This window comes from Candidatus Kinetoplastibacterium blastocrithidii (ex Strigomonas culicis), from assembly GCF_000319245.1.
Taxonomy (GTDB): Bacteria; Pseudomonadota; Gammaproteobacteria; order Burkholderiales; family Burkholderiaceae_B; genus Kinetoplastidibacterium; species Kinetoplastidibacterium blastocrithidiae.
Map to the genome: position 1 here is coordinate 533567 of NC_019814.1, position 17468 is coordinate 551034.

The 17468-nt window shown below is 30.0% G+C and carries 18 protein-coding genes and 1 tRNA gene; 4 read left to right on the top strand and 15 right to left on the bottom strand.

The features are described 5' to 3' along the window. Window positions 1-9 precede the first annotated feature (9 nt). On the top strand, window positions 10-1023 hold the full coding sequence (locus CKBE_RS02630; protein ID WP_015238042.1) for a class 1 fructose-bisphosphatase: 1014 nt from the start codon (window positions 10-12) through the stop codon (window positions 1021-1023). A gap of 33 nt (window positions 1024-1056) precedes the next feature. On the opposite strand, the gene CKBE_RS02635 is transcribed toward CKBE_RS02630, so the two are convergent. Beyond that, on the bottom strand, window positions 1057-2364 hold the full coding sequence (locus CKBE_RS02635; protein WP_015238043.1) for a homoserine dehydrogenase: 1308 nt from the start codon (window positions 2362-2364) through the stop codon (window positions 1057-1059). A gap of 172 nt (window positions 2365-2536) precedes the next feature. On the opposite strand from CKBE_RS02635, the gene CKBE_RS02640 reads away from it, so the two are divergent. The 3 genes from CKBE_RS02640 to pdxA are packed head-to-tail and all read left to right on the top strand — an operon-like array spanning window position 2537 to window position 4440. Continuing rightward, window positions 2537-2938 (top strand): Mth938-like domain-containing protein, encoded by a 402-nt coding sequence (locus CKBE_RS02640; protein ID WP_015238044.1) that lies wholly within the window; start codon window positions 2537-2539, stop codon window positions 2936-2938. A gap of 7 nt (window positions 2939-2945) precedes the next feature. Then, window positions 2946-3416 carry a peroxiredoxin gene (locus CKBE_RS02645; RefSeq protein WP_015238045.1) on the top strand — a complete coding sequence of 157 codons (471 nt, stop codon included), beginning with the start codon at window positions 2946-2948 and terminating at the stop codon, window positions 3414-3416. Between the two features lie 31 nt (window positions 3417-3447). After that, window positions 3448-4440, top strand: a complete 993-nt coding sequence (gene pdxA, locus CKBE_RS02650; RefSeq protein WP_015390024.1) for a 4-hydroxythreonine-4-phosphate dehydrogenase PdxA — start codon at window positions 3448-3450, stop codon at window positions 4438-4440. Between the two features lie 4 nt (window positions 4441-4444). On the opposite strand, the gene CKBE_RS02655 is transcribed toward pdxA, so the two are convergent. The 14 genes from CKBE_RS02655 to rpsU all read right to left on the bottom strand — a co-directional run bounded on the left by CKBE_RS02655 (window position 4445) and on the right by rpsU (window position 17317). After that, window positions 4445-5806: a replicative DNA helicase gene (locus CKBE_RS02655; RefSeq protein ID WP_015238047.1), complete on the bottom strand. Its 1362-nt coding sequence runs from the start codon at window positions 5804-5806 to the stop codon at window positions 4445-4447. Window positions 5807-6000: 194 nt separating this feature from the next. Next, window positions 6001-6456 (bottom strand): 50S ribosomal protein L9, encoded by a 456-nt coding sequence (gene rplI, locus CKBE_RS02660; RefSeq protein WP_015238048.1) that lies wholly within the window; start codon window positions 6454-6456, stop codon window positions 6001-6003. A gap of 18 nt (window positions 6457-6474) precedes the next feature. Beyond that, window positions 6475-6747: a 30S ribosomal protein S18 gene (rpsR, locus tag CKBE_RS02665; protein ID WP_015238049.1), complete on the bottom strand. Its 273-nt coding sequence runs from the start codon at window positions 6745-6747 to the stop codon at window positions 6475-6477. Window positions 6748-6830: 83 nt separating this feature from the next. After that, window positions 6831-7160 carry a primosomal replication protein N gene (locus CKBE_RS02670; protein WP_015238050.1) on the bottom strand — a complete coding sequence of 110 codons (330 nt, stop codon included), beginning with the start codon at window positions 7158-7160 and terminating at the stop codon, window positions 6831-6833. Between the two features lie 14 nt (window positions 7161-7174). After that, complete coding sequence (gene rpsF / locus CKBE_RS02675) at window positions 7175-7552, bottom strand: 30S ribosomal protein S6 (RefSeq protein ID WP_015238051.1); 378 nt, start codon at window positions 7550-7552, stop codon at window positions 7175-7177. A 141-nt stretch (window positions 7553-7693) separates the two neighbouring features. After that, window positions 7694-8512 carry a GTP cyclohydrolase FolE2 gene (gene folE2 / locus CKBE_RS02680; RefSeq protein ID WP_407712409.1) on the bottom strand — a complete coding sequence of 273 codons (819 nt, stop codon included), beginning with the start codon at window positions 8510-8512 and terminating at the stop codon, window positions 7694-7696. 104 nt (window positions 8513-8616) lie between these two features. Next, window positions 8617-10479, bottom strand: coding sequence for a 1-deoxy-D-xylulose-5-phosphate synthase (dxs, locus tag CKBE_RS02685; RefSeq protein ID WP_015238053.1), 1863 nt, complete (start codon window positions 10477-10479; stop codon window positions 8617-8619). Window positions 10480-10515: 36 nt separating this feature from the next. After that, window positions 10516-11430 carry a polyprenyl synthetase family protein gene (locus tag CKBE_RS02690; protein ID WP_015238054.1) on the bottom strand — a complete coding sequence of 305 codons (915 nt, stop codon included), beginning with the start codon at window positions 11428-11430 and terminating at the stop codon, window positions 10516-10518. Then, a complete protein-coding gene (locus CKBE_RS02695; protein WP_015238055.1) occupies window positions 11430-11687 on the bottom strand; it encodes an exodeoxyribonuclease VII small subunit in 258 nt (85 codons plus the stop codon). Before CKBE_RS02695 ends, CKBE_RS02690 begins: the two co-directional genes overlap by 1 nt. An 85-nt stretch (window positions 11688-11772) precedes the next feature. Then, window positions 11773-12618, bottom strand: a complete 846-nt coding sequence (locus CKBE_RS02700) for a DMT family transporter (protein ID WP_015238056.1) — start codon at window positions 12616-12618, stop codon at window positions 11773-11775. A 206-nt stretch (window positions 12619-12824) separates the two neighbouring features. Further along, window positions 12825-12903, bottom strand: a tRNA-Ile gene (locus CKBE_RS02705). A gap of 48 nt (window positions 12904-12951) precedes the next feature. Beyond that, window positions 12952-15171, bottom strand: a complete 2220-nt coding sequence (rpoD, locus tag CKBE_RS02710; RefSeq protein ID WP_015238057.1) for an RNA polymerase sigma factor RpoD — start codon at window positions 15169-15171, stop codon at window positions 12952-12954. Between the two features lie 121 nt (window positions 15172-15292). Beyond that, on the bottom strand, window positions 15293-17080 hold the full coding sequence (gene dnaG / locus CKBE_RS02715) for a DNA primase (RefSeq protein WP_015238058.1): 1788 nt from the start codon (window positions 17078-17080) through the stop codon (window positions 15293-15295). A 24-nt stretch (window positions 17081-17104) separates the two neighbouring features. Continuing rightward, window positions 17105-17317: a 30S ribosomal protein S21 gene (gene rpsU, locus CKBE_RS02720; RefSeq protein ID WP_015238059.1), complete on the bottom strand. Its 213-nt coding sequence runs from the start codon at window positions 17315-17317 to the stop codon at window positions 17105-17107. Window positions 17318-17468: the final 151 nt, after the last annotated feature.

Below are 17468 nucleotides of genomic sequence, written 5' to 3' on the forward strand. Positions count from 1 at the left end.
GAGACTTAATTGAATAATAATTTGTTGCTAGAATTCTTATCAGAAAAATACACATCATTAAGAAATGATGCTCAGTTGTCTAATTTGATACAAAATATAGCAAAATCCTGTCAAAAAATTAGTAATTTATTAGATAAAGGAGATTTGAATAATGTGCTCGGAAAATCTGAGAATATAAATATTCAAGGCGAAGTGCAGGCAAAATTAGACATCATAGCTAACAATATTATTATAAATGAAAATAATTTCATAGGAAGTCTTGCTGGTCTAGTCTCAGAAGAAATGGACTGTTTTTACAAGATACCAGATAACTATAAAACTGGTGATTATTTGTTACTATTTGATCCATTGGATGGCTCTTCAAATATAGATGTAAATATTTCTGTTGGAACAATATTTTCTATATTGAAAGTTCATAGGAAAATTAAGAATAGCAAAGAATTAATTAGCAATGATTTTCTACAACCAGGTATAAATCAAATAGCTGCAGGTTATGCTATATATGGTCCTCAAACTAGTTTTGTAATTTCTTTAGGTAATGGAGTACATAGTTTTATCCTAGATAAAGAAGAAAAAAGATTAGTTCTTACTAATGAATCCATGAAAATGCCAAAAGATACAAATGAGTTTTCTATAAACTCATCTAATTCAAGATATTGGGACAAATTTATATACAACTATGTGCAAGATTGTCTAAGAGGTTCTGATGGGCCTTTATCTAAAAACTATAATATGAGATGGACAGGATCAATGGTTGCTGATGTGCATAGAATTATAACTAGAGGGGGCATTTTTTTATACCCATGGGACTCTAGAAATCCTAACATCCCTGGTAAACTAAGGCTTATGTATGAAGCAAACCCTATGAGTTTTATAGTAGAACAAGCAGGAGGAATTGCCTCAGATGGAAACAAGAGGATTTTAGAAATCCTTCCAAATGAATTACATCAACGCGCTAGTGTAATACTGGGATCTAGTAACGAGGTTAATAGATTATTAGACTGCTACTTAAACACCTACTAAAGACTAAATCTAAGTAGGTGTTTATCATTTTGATTAACTGATATCTTCTATCCTTATACGAATAACTTTGGAACAGATAAACTCCAAAGATTCTATTTTCTTTATAGAGATATTTATATTTTTTTCAATAGAAGCATGTGTTATGAATATAATATCAGCTTCATTTTCATTATTTGAGCATTGTTGTATCATCGATCCAATAGATATATTAAGATCTGATAATATTTTAGATATCTCTGCTAATACTCCTGGTCTATCCTTAACTCTCATACGTAAATAATAAGAGGTAGATACCATCTCAATTGGCAATATAGGTATATTGCATAATGACTTAGGCTGAAAAGCTAGATGCGGTACTCTATTTTCAGGATCAGCTGTATGCAACCTTGTAATATCAACTAAATCAGCAACTACTGCAGAAGCAGTAGGCTCTCCTCCTGCACCTTGACCATAGTATAATGTCGTGCCAACAGCATCACCTTTTACAAGTACTGCATTCATAGCTCCTTCTACATTAGATAACAAACATCCAGAAGGAATAAGTGCAGGATGAACTCTTAGCTCTATACCATCAGCTCTATGTTTTGTAATTGCTAATAATTTTATACGGTATCCTAGTCTTTCTGCATGAATTATATCTTCTGAAGATAAATCAGAAATACCCTCTATGTATGCCTTTTCAAATTGTATTGGTATTCCAAAAGCTAGAGATGCCAGTAATGTTAATTTATGAGCTGCATCTACACCTTCAATATCAAATGTTGGATCAGCTTCAGCATATCCTAGTTCTTGTGCTTGTTTTAGAACATCCTTAAAAGGCAAACCACTAGACCTCATTTTTGATAAAATGAAATTTGTTGTGCCATTTATGATACCTGCAACAAATTCTATGCGATTAGCTGTTAGACCTTCTCTTATAGATTTAACTATAGGTATCCCTCCTGCTACAGCTGCTTCAAAAGCAACCATTACTCCATTTTCTGATGCTTTCGCAAAAACCTTATTTCCATGCTTGGCTAATAGAGCTTTATTGGCTGTCACAATATGTTTACCATTAGCAATAGCATCCATAACCAAATCCAAAGCTATTCCATCTCCTCCAATCAATTCAATAACTATATCTATATTTGGATCCTTTATTATATCATATGCATCTTTGGTTATTATTGCTTTACCATTCACCAAAGACTGAGCGTGTTCAATATTTAGTGAAGCAATTTTAGTTATTTCTATATTACTACCAGCACGACGTGATATTTCTTTTGCATTTCGCTCCAAAACACTCCATGTGCCGCTGCCCACAACACCCATACCAAGCAGGCCAACTTTAACAGAATTCATTTAATATACCTATCCTTTAATAAAACATACAATAACCATCAATAGAAATTGTATTTTTAAATATATAGTTGCTTTTAATTAGTTTTTGCTATTATGTATTTTTAAAATAATATTTATAATACCATGATAAATATATAAATATTATTGTTATAGGATTTTAAAGGAAATATGATTGAAGTTATATTCTGAAGATTACACATCAAATAATGTTATAAATTCTTATAAAGAAGGTTCTATAAAAATTAATGGTATTTTGTATACTGATAATGTTTTATTTAGCAATAATAGTAAAATACTAAAATTAGATATGATAAATATACAAGATACAGATGGCATGATGCTCCTTGAAATATTTAAATCCTTCCAAAATCAGGAAGAATCACAAAAACATATAGAATTTATATTGATAGGTATTGGCAATAAATCTGTTAGCAGAGATCATTATATAAATAAGAATAGATCTAATATTAATATAGGTATTGAGATAATGAAGACACAATCCGCTGTATATACTTATAATGCCCTGTTAATGCAAGACAAACAAGTTTTAATAGCGTTAATAATTAGAGATTAAGACGCCTATGGATTATATAAAAAAAATGGCTCCTATTTTTGAGGCCATGAGTACTAATGATATTGTAAAATTAGAAGATTATAGAAATAAAAAAAACATAGTTCTATTTTTTTATCCGAGAGATAACACTTCAGGATGCACAAAAGAAAATATAGATTTTCAAAATTATTATCAAAATTTTTTAAATAAAGATACTCTAATTTTTGGTATATCTAGGGATTCTATTAAATCACATAATAATTTTAGCAATAAACTCAAACTAACTTTTCCTCTAATTTCAGATAAAGATGGGATCATATGTAATTTATATAATGTACTTAAGGAGAAAAAGATGTATGGTAAAATTTTTATGGGAATAGATAGGTCGACTTTTATAATAAACAAAAATGGTTTTATCATTAAAGAATGGAGATCTGTGAAAGTAAATAATCATGTTCATGATGTTTTTAATTTTATGGATGATATTAATCTTAGATAAATATTTTAAAATATAGATATTAAAATCAATTATGTATAATTTACCGATTGGTATTACGATGGGGGACCCTTTCGGCATAGGTCCAGAGATTATAATTAAGGCTTACCTAAGCAATCATTTAAAGCGTTGTATAGTTTATGGGGACAAATTTATTCTATCTAAAGCATCAGAAATGCTTAATCAAAATGTAAACATAATTTCCATAGATTCCAATGATATAGAAAAAATATCCTTTGAAAAAAAATGCTTATATGTTCTAAATTGTTGTAATAATATTGACAACAAAAACTTTCAAGCTGGTACTGTCAGTGACACAGCCGGCTATCATTCTTACGCATATATTGAAAGTGCTGTAAAAGATGCAATGGACAAGAAGATAGGTTCTATAGTTACGTCACCATTAAATAAGGAATCACTGTTTGAAGCTGGTATTAAATTTCCAGGGCATACTGAGATATTGGCGAAATTAACAAATACAAAAAAATATGCAATGCTAATGATAAATGATTTGATCAAAGTGATGTTAGTTACTATACATATACCAATAGCAAATATTACTAATACTATTACTATAGGAAAAGAACTAGATACTATCAGATTAGCATACAAAGCTTGCAGGATGATGGGTATAGTTAATCCGCATATTGCAGTTGCTGGACTCAACCCTCATGCTGGTGAGAATGGAATACTTGGAAAAGAAGAGATAACTATTATAAAGCCAGCTATTAAAATAGCTCATAATGAGGGAATATATCTTTCTGGACCTTTACCTGGCGATACTATATTTATGATGGCTAGATTAGGAAAATTTGATATGGTGATAGCTCAGTACCACGACCAAGGATTAATTCCTATAAAATACTTAGGTATTGATCATGGAGTTAATGTTACTGTAGGGTTGCCTTTTATTAGGACAAGTGTTGATCATGGAACTGCCTTTGATATTGCATGGAAAAATAAAGCAAATCATTCGTCTTTAGTTTCAGCAATAAACATGACTAAAAAATTTAACCACAAAATTTAATCAATTATATGCTACTAGCATAATTCAAAAATCTAGTTGTATTACCCTGGAAAGTAAGCTTAACAGTTCCTATTGGTCCATTTCTTTGTTTGCCTATAATTATTTCAGCTGTTCCTTTTTCTTGAGAATCTTGATTATAAAACTCATCTCTATATATGAATAATATTAGGTCGGCGTCTTGTTCTATTGCTCCAGATTCTCTTAGATCACTCATAACTGGTCGTTTATTTTGCCTCTGTTCTAAACTTCGATTTAGTTGGGATAATGCTATCAACGGACAATCAAGTTCTTTTGCAAGACTTTTTAATGACCTACTAATTTCAGAAATTTCTGTAGCTCTATTCTCTTCCCCACTACCAGACATTAACTGCATATAATCTATTATTATCAGTCCTAATTGACCACATTGCCTAGACAGTCTTCTTGTTTTAGCTTTAACCTCTATTACATTTAATGCTGGGGTTTCATCTATATATAATTGAATATCTTGCATCGCTTGAATTGCATCTGTAATCTTAGGCCAATCTTCCTCTGATAATTTTCCAGTGCGCATCTTATGTTGATCAACTTTGCTTATAGATCCAAGCATTCTCATTGCAAGTTGAGAAGCACCCATCTCCATAGAAAAAATAGCTACAGGAAGACCGTGTTCTATAGCTACATATTCACCTATATTCATAGAGAAAGCTGTTTTCCCCATAGATGGCCTACCAGCAACAACAATCAAATCTCCAGGTTGCAATCCAGAAGTAATTTTGTCCAAATCTATAAATCCAGTAGGAACACCTGTTATATCGGTATCACCTTCTCTATGATAAAGATCATCAATTCTTTCTACTACTTGAGCTAGTAAAGGTTGAATTTCTTGGAAACCTGTAGAATTAGATGATTTATCCTGTGCGATCTTAAAGACTTTAGCTTCAGCTTCATCTAATATTTGTCTTGCTTCTTTACCTTTTGGATTTAGAGCTATTTCTGAAATTTCATCAGATATAGCAACTAATTTTCTCAGAATAGAGCGTTCACGGACTATTTCAGCATATCTTGTTATGTTAGCTGCTGATGGAGTATTATGCGCTAGGGCATTTAGATAGCTTATTCCACCAACATCATCAGTTTTTCCAGAATTCGATATAGAATCATTTACAGTAATTACATCGGCCGGCCTATCTAGATTTATTAAGCTGTCTATATGTTTCCATATGAGACGATGTTCATGTCTATAAAAATCATCAGATGTTATTATTCCACTTATTTTATCCCATGTGCTATTATCGATCAGCAGTCCACCTAGTACAGATTGTTCTGCTTCAATGGAATTTGGGGGTGTTCTCAAATAGTCTAATTTATTATCGCTAGTAGTCATTTTTATGTGAGCAATATAAGCACCATTTTAATTAATATAAAATTTCTAACAGCACTTCAAATTACTGAAATAAATAAAACAATAAATATAAATTTAATGTTTTTAACATATAATTATCTGATTTAATAGCATCTCTATTAAATATTAAGAAAAAAGATAATAAAGGAGCCAGTAAAAACTGACTCCTTTATTATCTATAACTCTTCCCTTATAACTATTATTGAAATTTCCTTTTCCACATCAGAATGTAGTTTTATCCTAGCTACGAACTCACCAATAGTTTTTATATGATTATCTGATAAATAAATTTGTGACTTTTCTATAGAAGAAAATCCTGATTTTTTTAAATTATGTAATATATCTATATTACTAACAGATCCAAATAACTTACCATCAACACTAGCTTTCTGAGATATTTTTATTACAAACCCATCTAATTTGTCTGCTAGTTCTTTAGCATCATTTAATTTCTTTAATTGACTTTTTTCTAATTCTGATCTTTTGTTCTCAAATTCTTTTATAGTTTCTTTAGTAGCTCTTTTAGCTATTTTGTTCGGTATTAAAAAATTTCTAGCATAACCATTTTTAACACGAACAACATCACCTAAATTTCCTAAATTGGAAACTTTATCTAATAAAATTACTTCCATGTTATTCAACTCGCTTAATTAGTTATGGTTATCTGTATAAGGAAGCAATGCCAGAAAACGAGCTCGTTTAATAGCTAAACTTAATTGACGTTGATAAATAGCTCTAGTTCCTGTAAGACGAGATGGAATTATTTTTCCATTTTCTTGTATAAAATCCTTTAGAGTATCTGTATCTTTATAGTCGATCTCATCAACTTTAGCTGCAGTAAATCTACAGAATTTACGACGCTTAAATAAAGGATTTTGTTGTACAAACTTACGTTTTTCTTTTGTATTCCCAAAGAATGCCATTTCTTACACCTTATATTTTTATAAAAATTACTATCATTCACTAAAACATTTATTGATAATAAAGAATTTATCTTGTGCTAATACTAAAAATATAAATGCTGCTGTATATCCAGTATATTTTGTTTATGTATTATAATTTCTTGCAAATGAAATTTTAACAATGCAGAGCCTCTATAAGCCGAAGCTATAAAACCCTTGGCTCTAAATTTATAGTCCATAGGCATATCTATTAGGTTATCAGTTATTTTCCCCATAGCAACAGATAATATTTGAAACCTAATTTTTCTCTCAAGACCTGACTCTATAACTTTTGAATAATTTTCTAGAAGCATTTCCAATACAGGAATTCCAGCCCTAGTATAACGTAAACCTTTATTCTCTATAATGGTTACATCAATCTCTAAATTATTCATTCTATATGATAAAACTATTCATCTTCTATGTTATCAGAACTTTCTGAAGAATCCTTAGATATTACTTCTTTTTCAACAGTTTTCATCATAATAGAAGGATTTATATAAGGTTTTTTAGTCTTGATAAGCAAATACCTCAATACAGCATCATTGTAGCGAAATGAATTCTCTAGTTCAGCTAAAGTACTATGGTCACACTCTATATTAATGCATATATAATGAGCTTTAACTAGTTTTTGTATTGGATAAGCCAATGTACGACGTCCCCAGTCCTCAGTGCGATGTATTGAACCACCATGATCTATTATAAGTGATTGATATCTTTTAAGCATAACAGGAACCTGTTCGCTTTGATCCGGATGTACAATAAAAACAACTTCATAATTACGCATAAGTAACTCCTAATGGATAATTTAGACAGATTTTTTAAAGAATGAAAATCAAACTAAAAAAGCCAGCTAAATAATTAGTCTGGCAGGAAAATAAAAAAACAGACACAACCCTACAATTATATATATAATTTATATATTTGCCTAGTTTTTGAATGTTTTTTCTATTACTGCATATGCAGAATGATTATGTATAGATTCAAAATTTTCTGCTTCTACACGATATTTGTTTATATTAGGAAAAATATTATTTATGCGAAATGCTATATCACGTACTAAATCTTCTACAAATTTTGGATTATTATATGCATACTCCGTAACATATTTTTCATCAGGACGTTTCAATATACTCCAAAGTTCACAAGATGCTTCTTTTTCTACTAAGCTAATAATATCCTCAATATATATTTCCATTATTTTACTAGAAGTTATAGATAATGTAATATTAGATCTTTGATTATGCGCTCCATATTCGGATATAGCTTTCGAGCAAGGACATAAGCTTGTGACTGGCACAATTACTACTATCTCAAATTCAGTTTTATTATTATAAGTACGAATATTTACTTGGGCATCATAGCTCATTAAACTAGCGACATTAGAAACAGGTGCTTTTTTCTCTAAAAAGAAAGGGAAAGAAGCAGAAATATCACCATTTTCTGAATTTAGCAGGCATAACATATCTTTGTTCATTTCGGAGAAGATGGATAAATCCATAGACCTATTTTTAAATTTTTCCAATAAAACTAAGAAACGAGACATATGCGTTCCTTTTTTATTAGCAGGTAAAGAAACCGTCATAGTCCAATTAGCAACAGTGTTTTGAGTACTATTATTCTTATCTAGAATACTTATAGGAAATCGCACGTTATGTATACCTACCCTACTAATAGGAATAGATCTAGTATCTACTAAATCTTGTATATCAGGTATTTCTGAAATATTTTCTAAATTTGATTTGATTATTTTCATTTCTTAATAAAATTAATATGATTTTTCTTAAAATATGGATTAGTATAGACTCCATTGAAAAAAATAAAATATATATCTACTGAAATATATATTACTTAATCAATCAAGTTATAAAAACGAGAACGTATAGAATTCTCAATTCCATATACATCTAAACCTATACTAGACATTAGTATATTTGTATCTCCATGAGCAATAAAACAGTCTGGTATTCCAAGCTGTAAAACAGGTATTAATAAATTAAATTTTTGTAATGTTTCCAATACAGCGCTACCGGCACCACCCATTATAGAAGAATCTTCTATTGTAACTATAGCTTTATGATTTTTGCTTATATCTATTATCATCTCATAATCAATTGGTTTTACAAACCTCATGTCTACTACGCTAGTATTTAGAATATCAGCAACATCCAATGCTTTTTGTAATAGAGTTCCAAAACATAAAATAGCTATATTTTTTCCTATTCGTCGTATAACTCCTTTACCAATTTCTACTACACTTAGATCCATATCCATCTCAACTCCAAATATACTTCCTCTAGGATATCTAACAGAAGCAGGTCCTTGATATTTATAACATGTGTTTAATAATATTCTTTCCTCATTTTCATCAGAAGGAGTAGCTATAACTATACCAGGGATACAGCGAAGAAATGATATGTCATAATTACCGGCGTGAGTTGGACCATCTGCCCCTACTATCCCTGCTCGATCTAATGCCAAAGTCACATCTAAACCCTGAATGCAAATATCATGTATAAATTGATCATATCCTCTTTGCAAAAAAGTCGAGTATATGGCAACTACTGGTTTTAATCCATCACACGACATCCCAGCAGCAAAAGTAATTGCATGTTGTTCGGATATGCCAACATCAAAATACCGTTCAGGATATAATTCTTCAAATTTAACTAATCCACTACCTTCACTCATTGCTGGAGTTATGGCAATTAATTTAGAGTCACTACGAGCCATATCGCAGATCCATTCGCTGAAAATATTAGTAAATGTTTTAGTAATATTTTTTTGGGGTAATTTAATACCAGTATTAATATTAAACTTGCCTGGACCATGATAAAGGATCGGATCTTTCTCTGCCAGCTTATAACCTTTCCCTTTTTTAGTTACAATATGCAGGAACTTTAGACCTTGATAAGAATTAACTATATTTAATTCAGATATTAAATCATCTATATTATGACCATTAATTGGACCAAAATATCTAAAACCAAATTCCTCAAAAATAATGCTTGTTTTTATTATATCTTTAGCATGACTTTCAAAAGACTTAGCTAGTTTTAATACTGACGGTATATGACGCAAAACAACTTTCCCAACATTCTTAGCTTTTGCGTAAAAACGACCATCCATAAGTTGAGAAAAATAATTATTTAAAGAGCCAACTGGTTGAGAAATAGACATATGATTATCATTTAATATAACTATTAAATTTATATCTTTTATGTTACCTGCATTATTCATAGCTTCAAATGCCATTCCTGATGATATTGCACCATCCCCAATAATAGCAATATTATTTCGGATTATATTAAGTTCTTTAGCTGCAAAAGCCATACCTAGAGCAGCAGAAATAGAAGTTGAAGAGTGAGCTGTACCAAAAGCATCATAGCAAGATTCTGATCTATTAGGAAACCCTGATATTCCATTATACTGTCTTAGGGTGCTCATTAACTCGCGACGTCCTGTCAGGATCTTATGGACGTATGACTGATGTCCAACATCCCATATAATACGATCCTTTGGGGCATTAAAAACATAATGAATGGCTAAAGTTAACTCTACTACTCCTAGATTAGAGGATAAATGACCACCAGTTTTAGAGACTAATTCTAAGATCTCTCGTCTTATGTCTTTTGCAAGACTTGTCAGCTCTGTAGTATTTAATTTTTTTAAATCACATGGTGATGAAATACAATCCAATAAATTAATAGTCATCTAAAACTCTTATATCTATGTTTATTCAATTAATCTTTAATAATCTCTGTAAATTATTAAATCAAGCATTTCTAATAATCTTTTATTATACAAACCTATAGGTCTTATTATATTTATTGCTTTGTTTCTAAGATTATCTAACATTTTTCTTGATTCTATAACTCCAAACATAGAGGCATATGTGGGCTTATTATATTTAGAATCCTTGCCTGATGTCTTTCCTAGTTGTTTGTCGCTACCTGTTTCATCAAGTATATCATCAACAATCTGAAATATTAGGCCTAAATAATAAGCAAATTTATCAAGCATGCACTGTATAAATTGGTTTGAGTTTGCTAATATATAACCAAATTTTATGCTACATGCTATTATCGCTCCAGTTTTCATTGAATGCATATTCTTTAGTTCATCATAAGAAAGATTGTTTCCTATATTAGTTAAATCTATCGCTTGTCCTCCTGTCATGCCCAAATAACCAGCAGACAGAGCAAGATTTTTTATAAGATTTAACTTTATTTCATGTGAAATTGAAATACCTGCAAGCAGTTCAAAAGCTAATGACTGTAGTGAGTCACCAGCCAGTATCGCAATTGCTTCTCCAAACATTACATGAGTAGAAGGTTTACCCCTCCTCATACAATCATTGTCCATAGAAGGAAGATCATCATGAATCAAAGAATAAGAATGAATAAGTTCTATAGCAATAGCTGCATTATCTACAGAAAATGAAGTTTCATAATCTATTGCTATACAACCATTTGCAGCAATGAATGAAGCATAAACCAATAAAGCACGTATACGCTTACCGCCAGATAAAACTGAATATTGCATTGCCTTCTGTAATGTAGATGATTCTACATTACAATTTGTCAATATATTGCTTAGATTGTCATTTATACTTTCTAAATTATCTGATATCCATTTAGAAAAAGATAAATTAACTTTATTCATTATGATTTATCTTCTTTTAATAAATTCTCATCTAATGGTTTTAATATTTCCTCATCTAAAATCTTTATTTCTTGTTCTGCTTTAGTAAGTTGATTTTGACAAAAACGTACTAGATCAACTCCACGACGATACATAATTAATGAATTTTCTAAAGTTACATTACAACTTTCCATAGAAGATACTAATTTTTCTAATTCGGAAATAGCAGTTTCAAAATCTATTTTAGAAACAGATGTCTTTTTCTTTGAATTATTCAATACAATCTCCAAGTTTAATTAATCTGCCCATAATATATTTATGTTTAATGATCTAATGTTTTTTATATTTTTATAATTAAAAAATTTATTTTTTAATAGAAAAGCTAGAAAATATACTAGATAATATTATTATTGCCATCCCCGCAATATTTTTCATTTCAAGGTGCTCAAGAAAGAATATTACAGCGATAAAATTTGAAAAAATTATAGCGCTATATTGTAAAGTTGCAGTTAAAAATGTTGATCCAAAAGCAAATGCTCTAGTCAAAGCTAATTGACCCAATAACCCAGAAATTCCTATTCCAATCAGACATAAATAAGATGTTGAGTTTATTGGCTCCCAAGAATCAATACTAGAAAAAAGAAAACCAGATATTGTTATAGTTAAAGAAAAATATAAAACTATAAGCCATCCAGACTCTCCTAGACGTCCTAATTCTTTAATTTGTATCATTGCAAGTGCTGATAATGCTCCGGACATTAATCCTAAAAAAATATAAATTAATTGATAGTAATCACTCAGGCTACTAGGACTAATTATTGTTATAACACCTATAAATCCAAATAGAACAGCAAATAACTGAATAATATTTCTATGATCTTTCTCATATACAAATATCCAAGCAGCAATAAACAAAGGGCCGGTATAATTAAGGCAAGTTGCTAGAGCAAGAGGAAGATTGGCTATTGAATAAATACTCATCCATAAAGATAAAACACCATACAAACTCCTCCATATATGTAAATTCCAGTTAATTGGTATTAAACTTTTAGAATAAAAGAATGCAGCTAAGGATATTAAGACAACCGATGGCACTCCTCTAAATATCATTATTTGTGACAAATTAACCCCATTATCAGAGGAGATTTTTACAAATGTTCCCATCAATGAGAAAAAAATAGAAGCTAACAACATCCAAAGAGACTGCATTTTATATGATTCTATTCAAAAAATTATTCACTGATTAATGATTCAATTATATAGCATTAATTGTTAGCGCTAACAATGATAAATTTAGTATTTGTTAATTTTTTTATTTATTGGAATATTAGATGTTAATATGATACATCAATAAAATTAATGCTCATAAACGATTGACAGATCTTTTTTAAAAGATCTATTTATTACATGGAATTTGGTGGGCCCCCCGAGAGTCGAACTCGGCACCAACGGATTATGAGTCCGCTGCTCTAACCAGGCATGAGCTAGAGGCCCAAACATTTTTTAATTATAATATAAAAATTTATTAATTAAAAGATGTTTTTATTTGTTATCTAAAAAGCTTTTAAGTTTATCTGCTCTACTAGGATGACGTAATTTCCTTAATGCTTTAGCTTCTATTTGCCTAATTCTTTCTCTAGTCACATCAAACTGCTTTCCAACCTCTTCTAAAGTTTGATCCGTGTTCATTTCTATACCAAATCTCATTCTCAATACTTTTGCTTCTCTTGGCGTAAGTGAATCTAAAACTTCTTTAACAATATTCTTCATTGACCCATGCAAAGCAGAATCAGAAGGAGTCAACGTTGTTGTATCTTCTATAAAATCACCTAGATGAGAGTCATCATCATCGCCAATTTGAGTTTCCATAGATATAGGCTCTTTGGCGATCTTTAATATTTTTCTAATTTTCTCTTCAGGAATATCCATTTTCTGAGATATTACTGAAGGATCAGGTTCAAAACCACTCTCTTGTAAGAGTTGACGACTAATACGATTCATTTTATTAATTGTTTCTATCATATGAACCGGGATGCGAATTGTTCTAGCTTGATCAGCAATAGATCTTGTTATTGCCTGGCGAATCCACCATGTGGCATATGTTGAGAATTTATAACCACGACGATATTCAAATTTATCTACGGCCTTCATCAAGCCTATATTACCTTCCTGTATAAGATCCAAAAATTGCAAGCCTCTATTAGTATACTTTTTTGCTATAGATATTACTAAACGCAAATTAGCTTCTATCATTTCTCTTTTTGCTTTTCTTGCCATGGCTTCACCCATGATCATTTTTTTATTAATTTCTTTAAATTCACTGATTGGCAAAAGAATCTCGTCCTGAATCTCAATTAATTTTTTTTGAAAATCCTGAATCATAGGAACATAATTCTTCAATAAATCAGAATAGGAATTATTATTTTTTATTTCATAAATTATCCAATTTAAGTCAACCTCTCTATTGACGAATGAATCTATAAAATATTCTCTTGACATGCCAACTTTATCTATGCATATGTTTAAAATTGATCTCTCAATCTGCCTTATTTTATCTATATAAGACCTAATACAATCAGCAAGCCTTTCTACTATTTTTGCTGTAAAACGGACACCCAATAACTCTTCTTGTATAGACTTAAGCATATTAAAATATTCTTCTGTTCGACAACCATTTTCTTTGTAGTTATCACCCATCTGTTTATAAGTATCAGCAATATTGCCAAATTTTATTAGACTTCTTGTTTTTAATTCTTCTAATTGTTTAATAGACATGCCGCCAGAAACAGGATCATCAAAATTATTACTATCGGTAACGCCAATACCAGCATACTCTTCACCATCTTCTGGATCAATTAATCCATCAATAACATCGTCTATTGAAATTTGCTCATTATGAATTTTTTCTATGTTTTGCAGAATATCATCTACTATTAATGGACAAGATGAGATAGCCATAATCATATGTTTCAAACCATCTTCTATTCTTTTAGCTATCTCTATTTCCCCCTCACGAGTTAATAGCTCTACTATACCCATTTCTCTCATATACATTCTTACAGGATCAGTAGTTCTTCCAAAATCAGAATCAACTGTTGTTAAAGCAGCCTCAGCTTCATCCTCAACATCATCATCATTAGAAGCCAAGGTTGCATTTTCATTCATTAATAGTGTGTCTACATCTGGTGCTTGATCATAAACTGTAATACCCATATCACCAAATGTGCTAACTATACTATCTATAGCCTCAGCATCTACCAAATCATCTGGTAGACTATCATTAATTTCACTGTATATAAGATAACCTCTATCTTTACCTAATTTAATCAAAGATTTAAGAATATTTCGGCGTTCTTCGTATTCTTCTTGAGATATGGGCTTTCTATTTAAAACTAAATCTTTCTGTTCATTTTTTCTTTTCCTGCTAACTCTTTTATGTGCCTTTAAATATGGAAGAATATCGACATCATTTTCTTCTATCTCATCAAAAGAATCATTCTCATGATCATCAGTATCATTAATAATTTTCTTGGAGCTGTTTTTAGAGGCATCAATCTCAAATGATTGATTATCTATTATTAAATCCTCATTATTTATCAAAAAAATTTCAGAATTATCAAAATCTTTATTTTTATTTGAATAATCATCTTCAAAATTATTATTTTCTATACTTAGATTATCATTATGGATATTTTTTTTATCTTTTTTTTTAGATCTGCTTGTCTTTGAAATATTTTTTTCATTAGATTTAATAAGTCCCATATATCTTCCATGACATTAATTACGAACGAATAGAATAGATATTAAATATGAGTAATAAAAATACAATATTACTACATAAAGAATATAATTTAGAATTAGTATCTATTAAAGCAATAAATAACTATGATTTATTTATTGCTTTAATAGATATCATTCTTTTTGATAAATCTTTATATCTATCTATATCTTCTCTTGAGGACAAGCCATTTTTGGCAAGAATAATCATATCATTCTTTATTGATTGAGATTCTATAAGCAAAAGAGAATCTTCCCATTCTTTTAAAGGATCTGGTAGTTTATTTTTATCAATCAGGTCTTCCTCTGTAAAGTTGCTTATAGCCATTCCTAATTCAGAATAAGGATCTACAATTTTTTTGATAGAGTCTAAATCTTTAGTGTTTGTATTTTCAACTAACAAAACAAGATCTCTAATTATTTTTAGATCAGAATCTTTATCGAGAATCTCTAATTGCTGATCTCCAATGTGATTAACCAAAGTCAAATTAGATAGCAATAGATTAAATAACCTTCTCATAAGAGAAGGAACAGACTTTTTATTTGATAAGTATCTATTTTGTATATTACTATGTCTTGCTGTGGGCCATTTCTTATTAGAAAATAAGTTATTATTTTCTAATAAGAAATGAGTTAGATCATTTTTATTAAAATTAAGGATTTCTGCAATTTCTTTCTCGATCTGAATTCTTAATGCAGAACAATGCTGCATTTGCTTTAATGTTTTACTAATATCAGTCCAACAAGCAGCTCTTCCTTCTGCCTCATTAATGGAATACTTATTGATATAATTCTCTATCAACATCTTTGATAATGGTACCGATTTTTTTAAACAATTTTCAAAAATATCTTTACCATTTTCTTTGATATATAGATCGGGATCATACCCATCTTTTAGAAATAAAAAACGGATTTCATTACTATCATTGATTTCAGAAATACATAGTAGAAGAGCCTTCCAGGCAGCATTTTTACCTGCTGCATCACCATCAAAACTAAATACTATTTTATCACTAATATTTAATAATTTTTTTATTTGTTCTTTTGTTATAGATGTTCCTAGTGTCGCTACAACATTATTTACGCCATGTTGCGTTAGGCTAATAACGTCCATATAACCTTCTACTACAAGAACAACTCCTTTTGATTTGATATTAATCCTTGATTCCCATAACCCATAAAGCTCTCTACCCTTAGAGAAGATTACTGTTTCAGGAGAATTTAAATATTTAGGCTGTGTATTAGATATCGTCCTAGCACCAAAACCAACTACAGATCCATATTGATTCTTAATAGGGAAAATTATCCTTTCTCTAAATCTATCATACCTGTTTTCATTAGATTTTTTAATAACTAAACCAACGTCAATTAAATAGATATTATTATAATAATCAGAAAATATCTTAGATAATGAGTTGTATCTAGTATCAGACCATCCCAAATTAAAAAATTTTATAAAGTCATTACTAATCCCTCTTTTTTTTAGATATGAAATAGCTGCAACTGAACTATACAACAAATGAGAATAATAAGACTGGGTCTTAAACATTATATCTAAATATATTTTCTCTTTTTTATATTCGTTTTGAAGCTCTTTATTATCAAGCATTGGAACTACTAAACCAATTTGCAAAGCAAGTGATTTCACTGACTCAGTAAAACTCAGTCCTAAATGACTCATAAGAAAAGATATAGAATCACCATGAACTCCGCAACCGAAGCAATGATAATTTTTTTTTACTCTATTAACTGTAAAAGAAGGTGTTCTCTCATTATGAAATGGACATAAACCAACAAAATTAGAGCCAGCTTTCCTTAAGCGAACATATTTAGATATAACATCTAAAATATCCACACGAGCCAATAAATCTTGGACAAAAGACTTTGGTATCAACGAATATATAACTACAAATTGATTTTAATACATACGTGGTGGTAATTGCTGACTGCGAATGCGCTTGTAATGTCTTTTTACAGCAGCAGCCAATTTTCGCTTGCGTTCTGCAGTTGGTTTTTCATAAAACTCCCTGGACCTTAATTCTGTTAATAATCCAGTTTTTTCAATAGTGCGTTTAAAACGACGCATAGCAGATTCAAACGGCTCATTTTCTTTAAGTCTAACAATAGGCATAAAATAATACACTCAAAAAAATTATTAAAAGTAAGATGCTTTATATGAATAATAATATTTATACTACAATCGCATTATATAGTCCCGCATTATAGCATTATTTTTATAATAACTATTAACAAATCTAATTAATGATTAAAAATTGATATAA

Excerpts from the sequence above, each read along its gene's own strand:
- CKBE_RS02635 (WP_015238043.1), bottom strand. The coding sequence starts at position 2,364 with ATGAATTCTGTTAAAGTTGGCCTGCTTGGTATGGGTGTTGTGGGCAGC.
- CKBE_RS02645 (WP_015238045.1), top strand. The coding sequence starts at position 2,946 with ATGGATTATATAAAAAAAATGGCTCCTATTTTTGAGGCCATGAGTACT.
- pdxA (WP_015390024.1), top strand. The coding sequence starts at position 3,448 with ATGTATAATTTACCGATTGGTATTACGATGGGGGACCCTTTCGGCATA.
- CKBE_RS02655 (WP_015238047.1), bottom strand. The coding sequence starts at position 5,806 with ATGACTACTAGCGATAATAAATTAGACTATTTGAGAACACCCCCAAAT.
- rplI (WP_015238048.1), bottom strand. The coding sequence starts at position 6,456 with ATGGAAGTAATTTTATTAGATAAAGTTTCCAATTTAGGAAATTTAGGT.
- rpsR (WP_015238049.1), bottom strand. The coding sequence starts at position 6,747 with ATGGCATTCTTTGGGAATACAAAAGAAAAACGTAAGTTTGTACAACAA.
- CKBE_RS02670 (WP_015238050.1), bottom strand. The coding sequence starts at position 7,160 with ATGAATAATTTAGAGATTGATGTAACCATTATAGAGAATAAAGGTTTA.
- rpsF (WP_015238051.1), bottom strand. The coding sequence starts at position 7,552 with ATGCGTAATTATGAAGTTGTTTTTATTGTACATCCGGATCAAAGCGAA.
- dxs (WP_015238053.1), bottom strand. The coding sequence starts at position 10,479 with ATGACTATTAATTTATTGGATTGTATTTCATCACCATGTGATTTAAAA.
- CKBE_RS02690 (WP_015238054.1), bottom strand. The coding sequence starts at position 11,430 with ATGAATAAAGTTAATTTATCTTTTTCTAAATGGATATCAGATAATTTA.
- CKBE_RS02700 (WP_015238056.1), bottom strand. The coding sequence starts at position 12,618 with ATGCAGTCTCTTTGGATGTTGTTAGCTTCTATTTTTTTCTCATTGATG.
- rpoD (WP_015238057.1), bottom strand. The coding sequence starts at position 15,171 with ATGGGACTTATTAAATCTAATGAAAAAAATATTTCAAAGACAAGCAGA.
- rpsU (WP_015238059.1), bottom strand. The coding sequence starts at position 17,317 with ATGCCTATTGTTAGACTTAAAGAAAATGAGCCGTTTGAATCTGCTATG.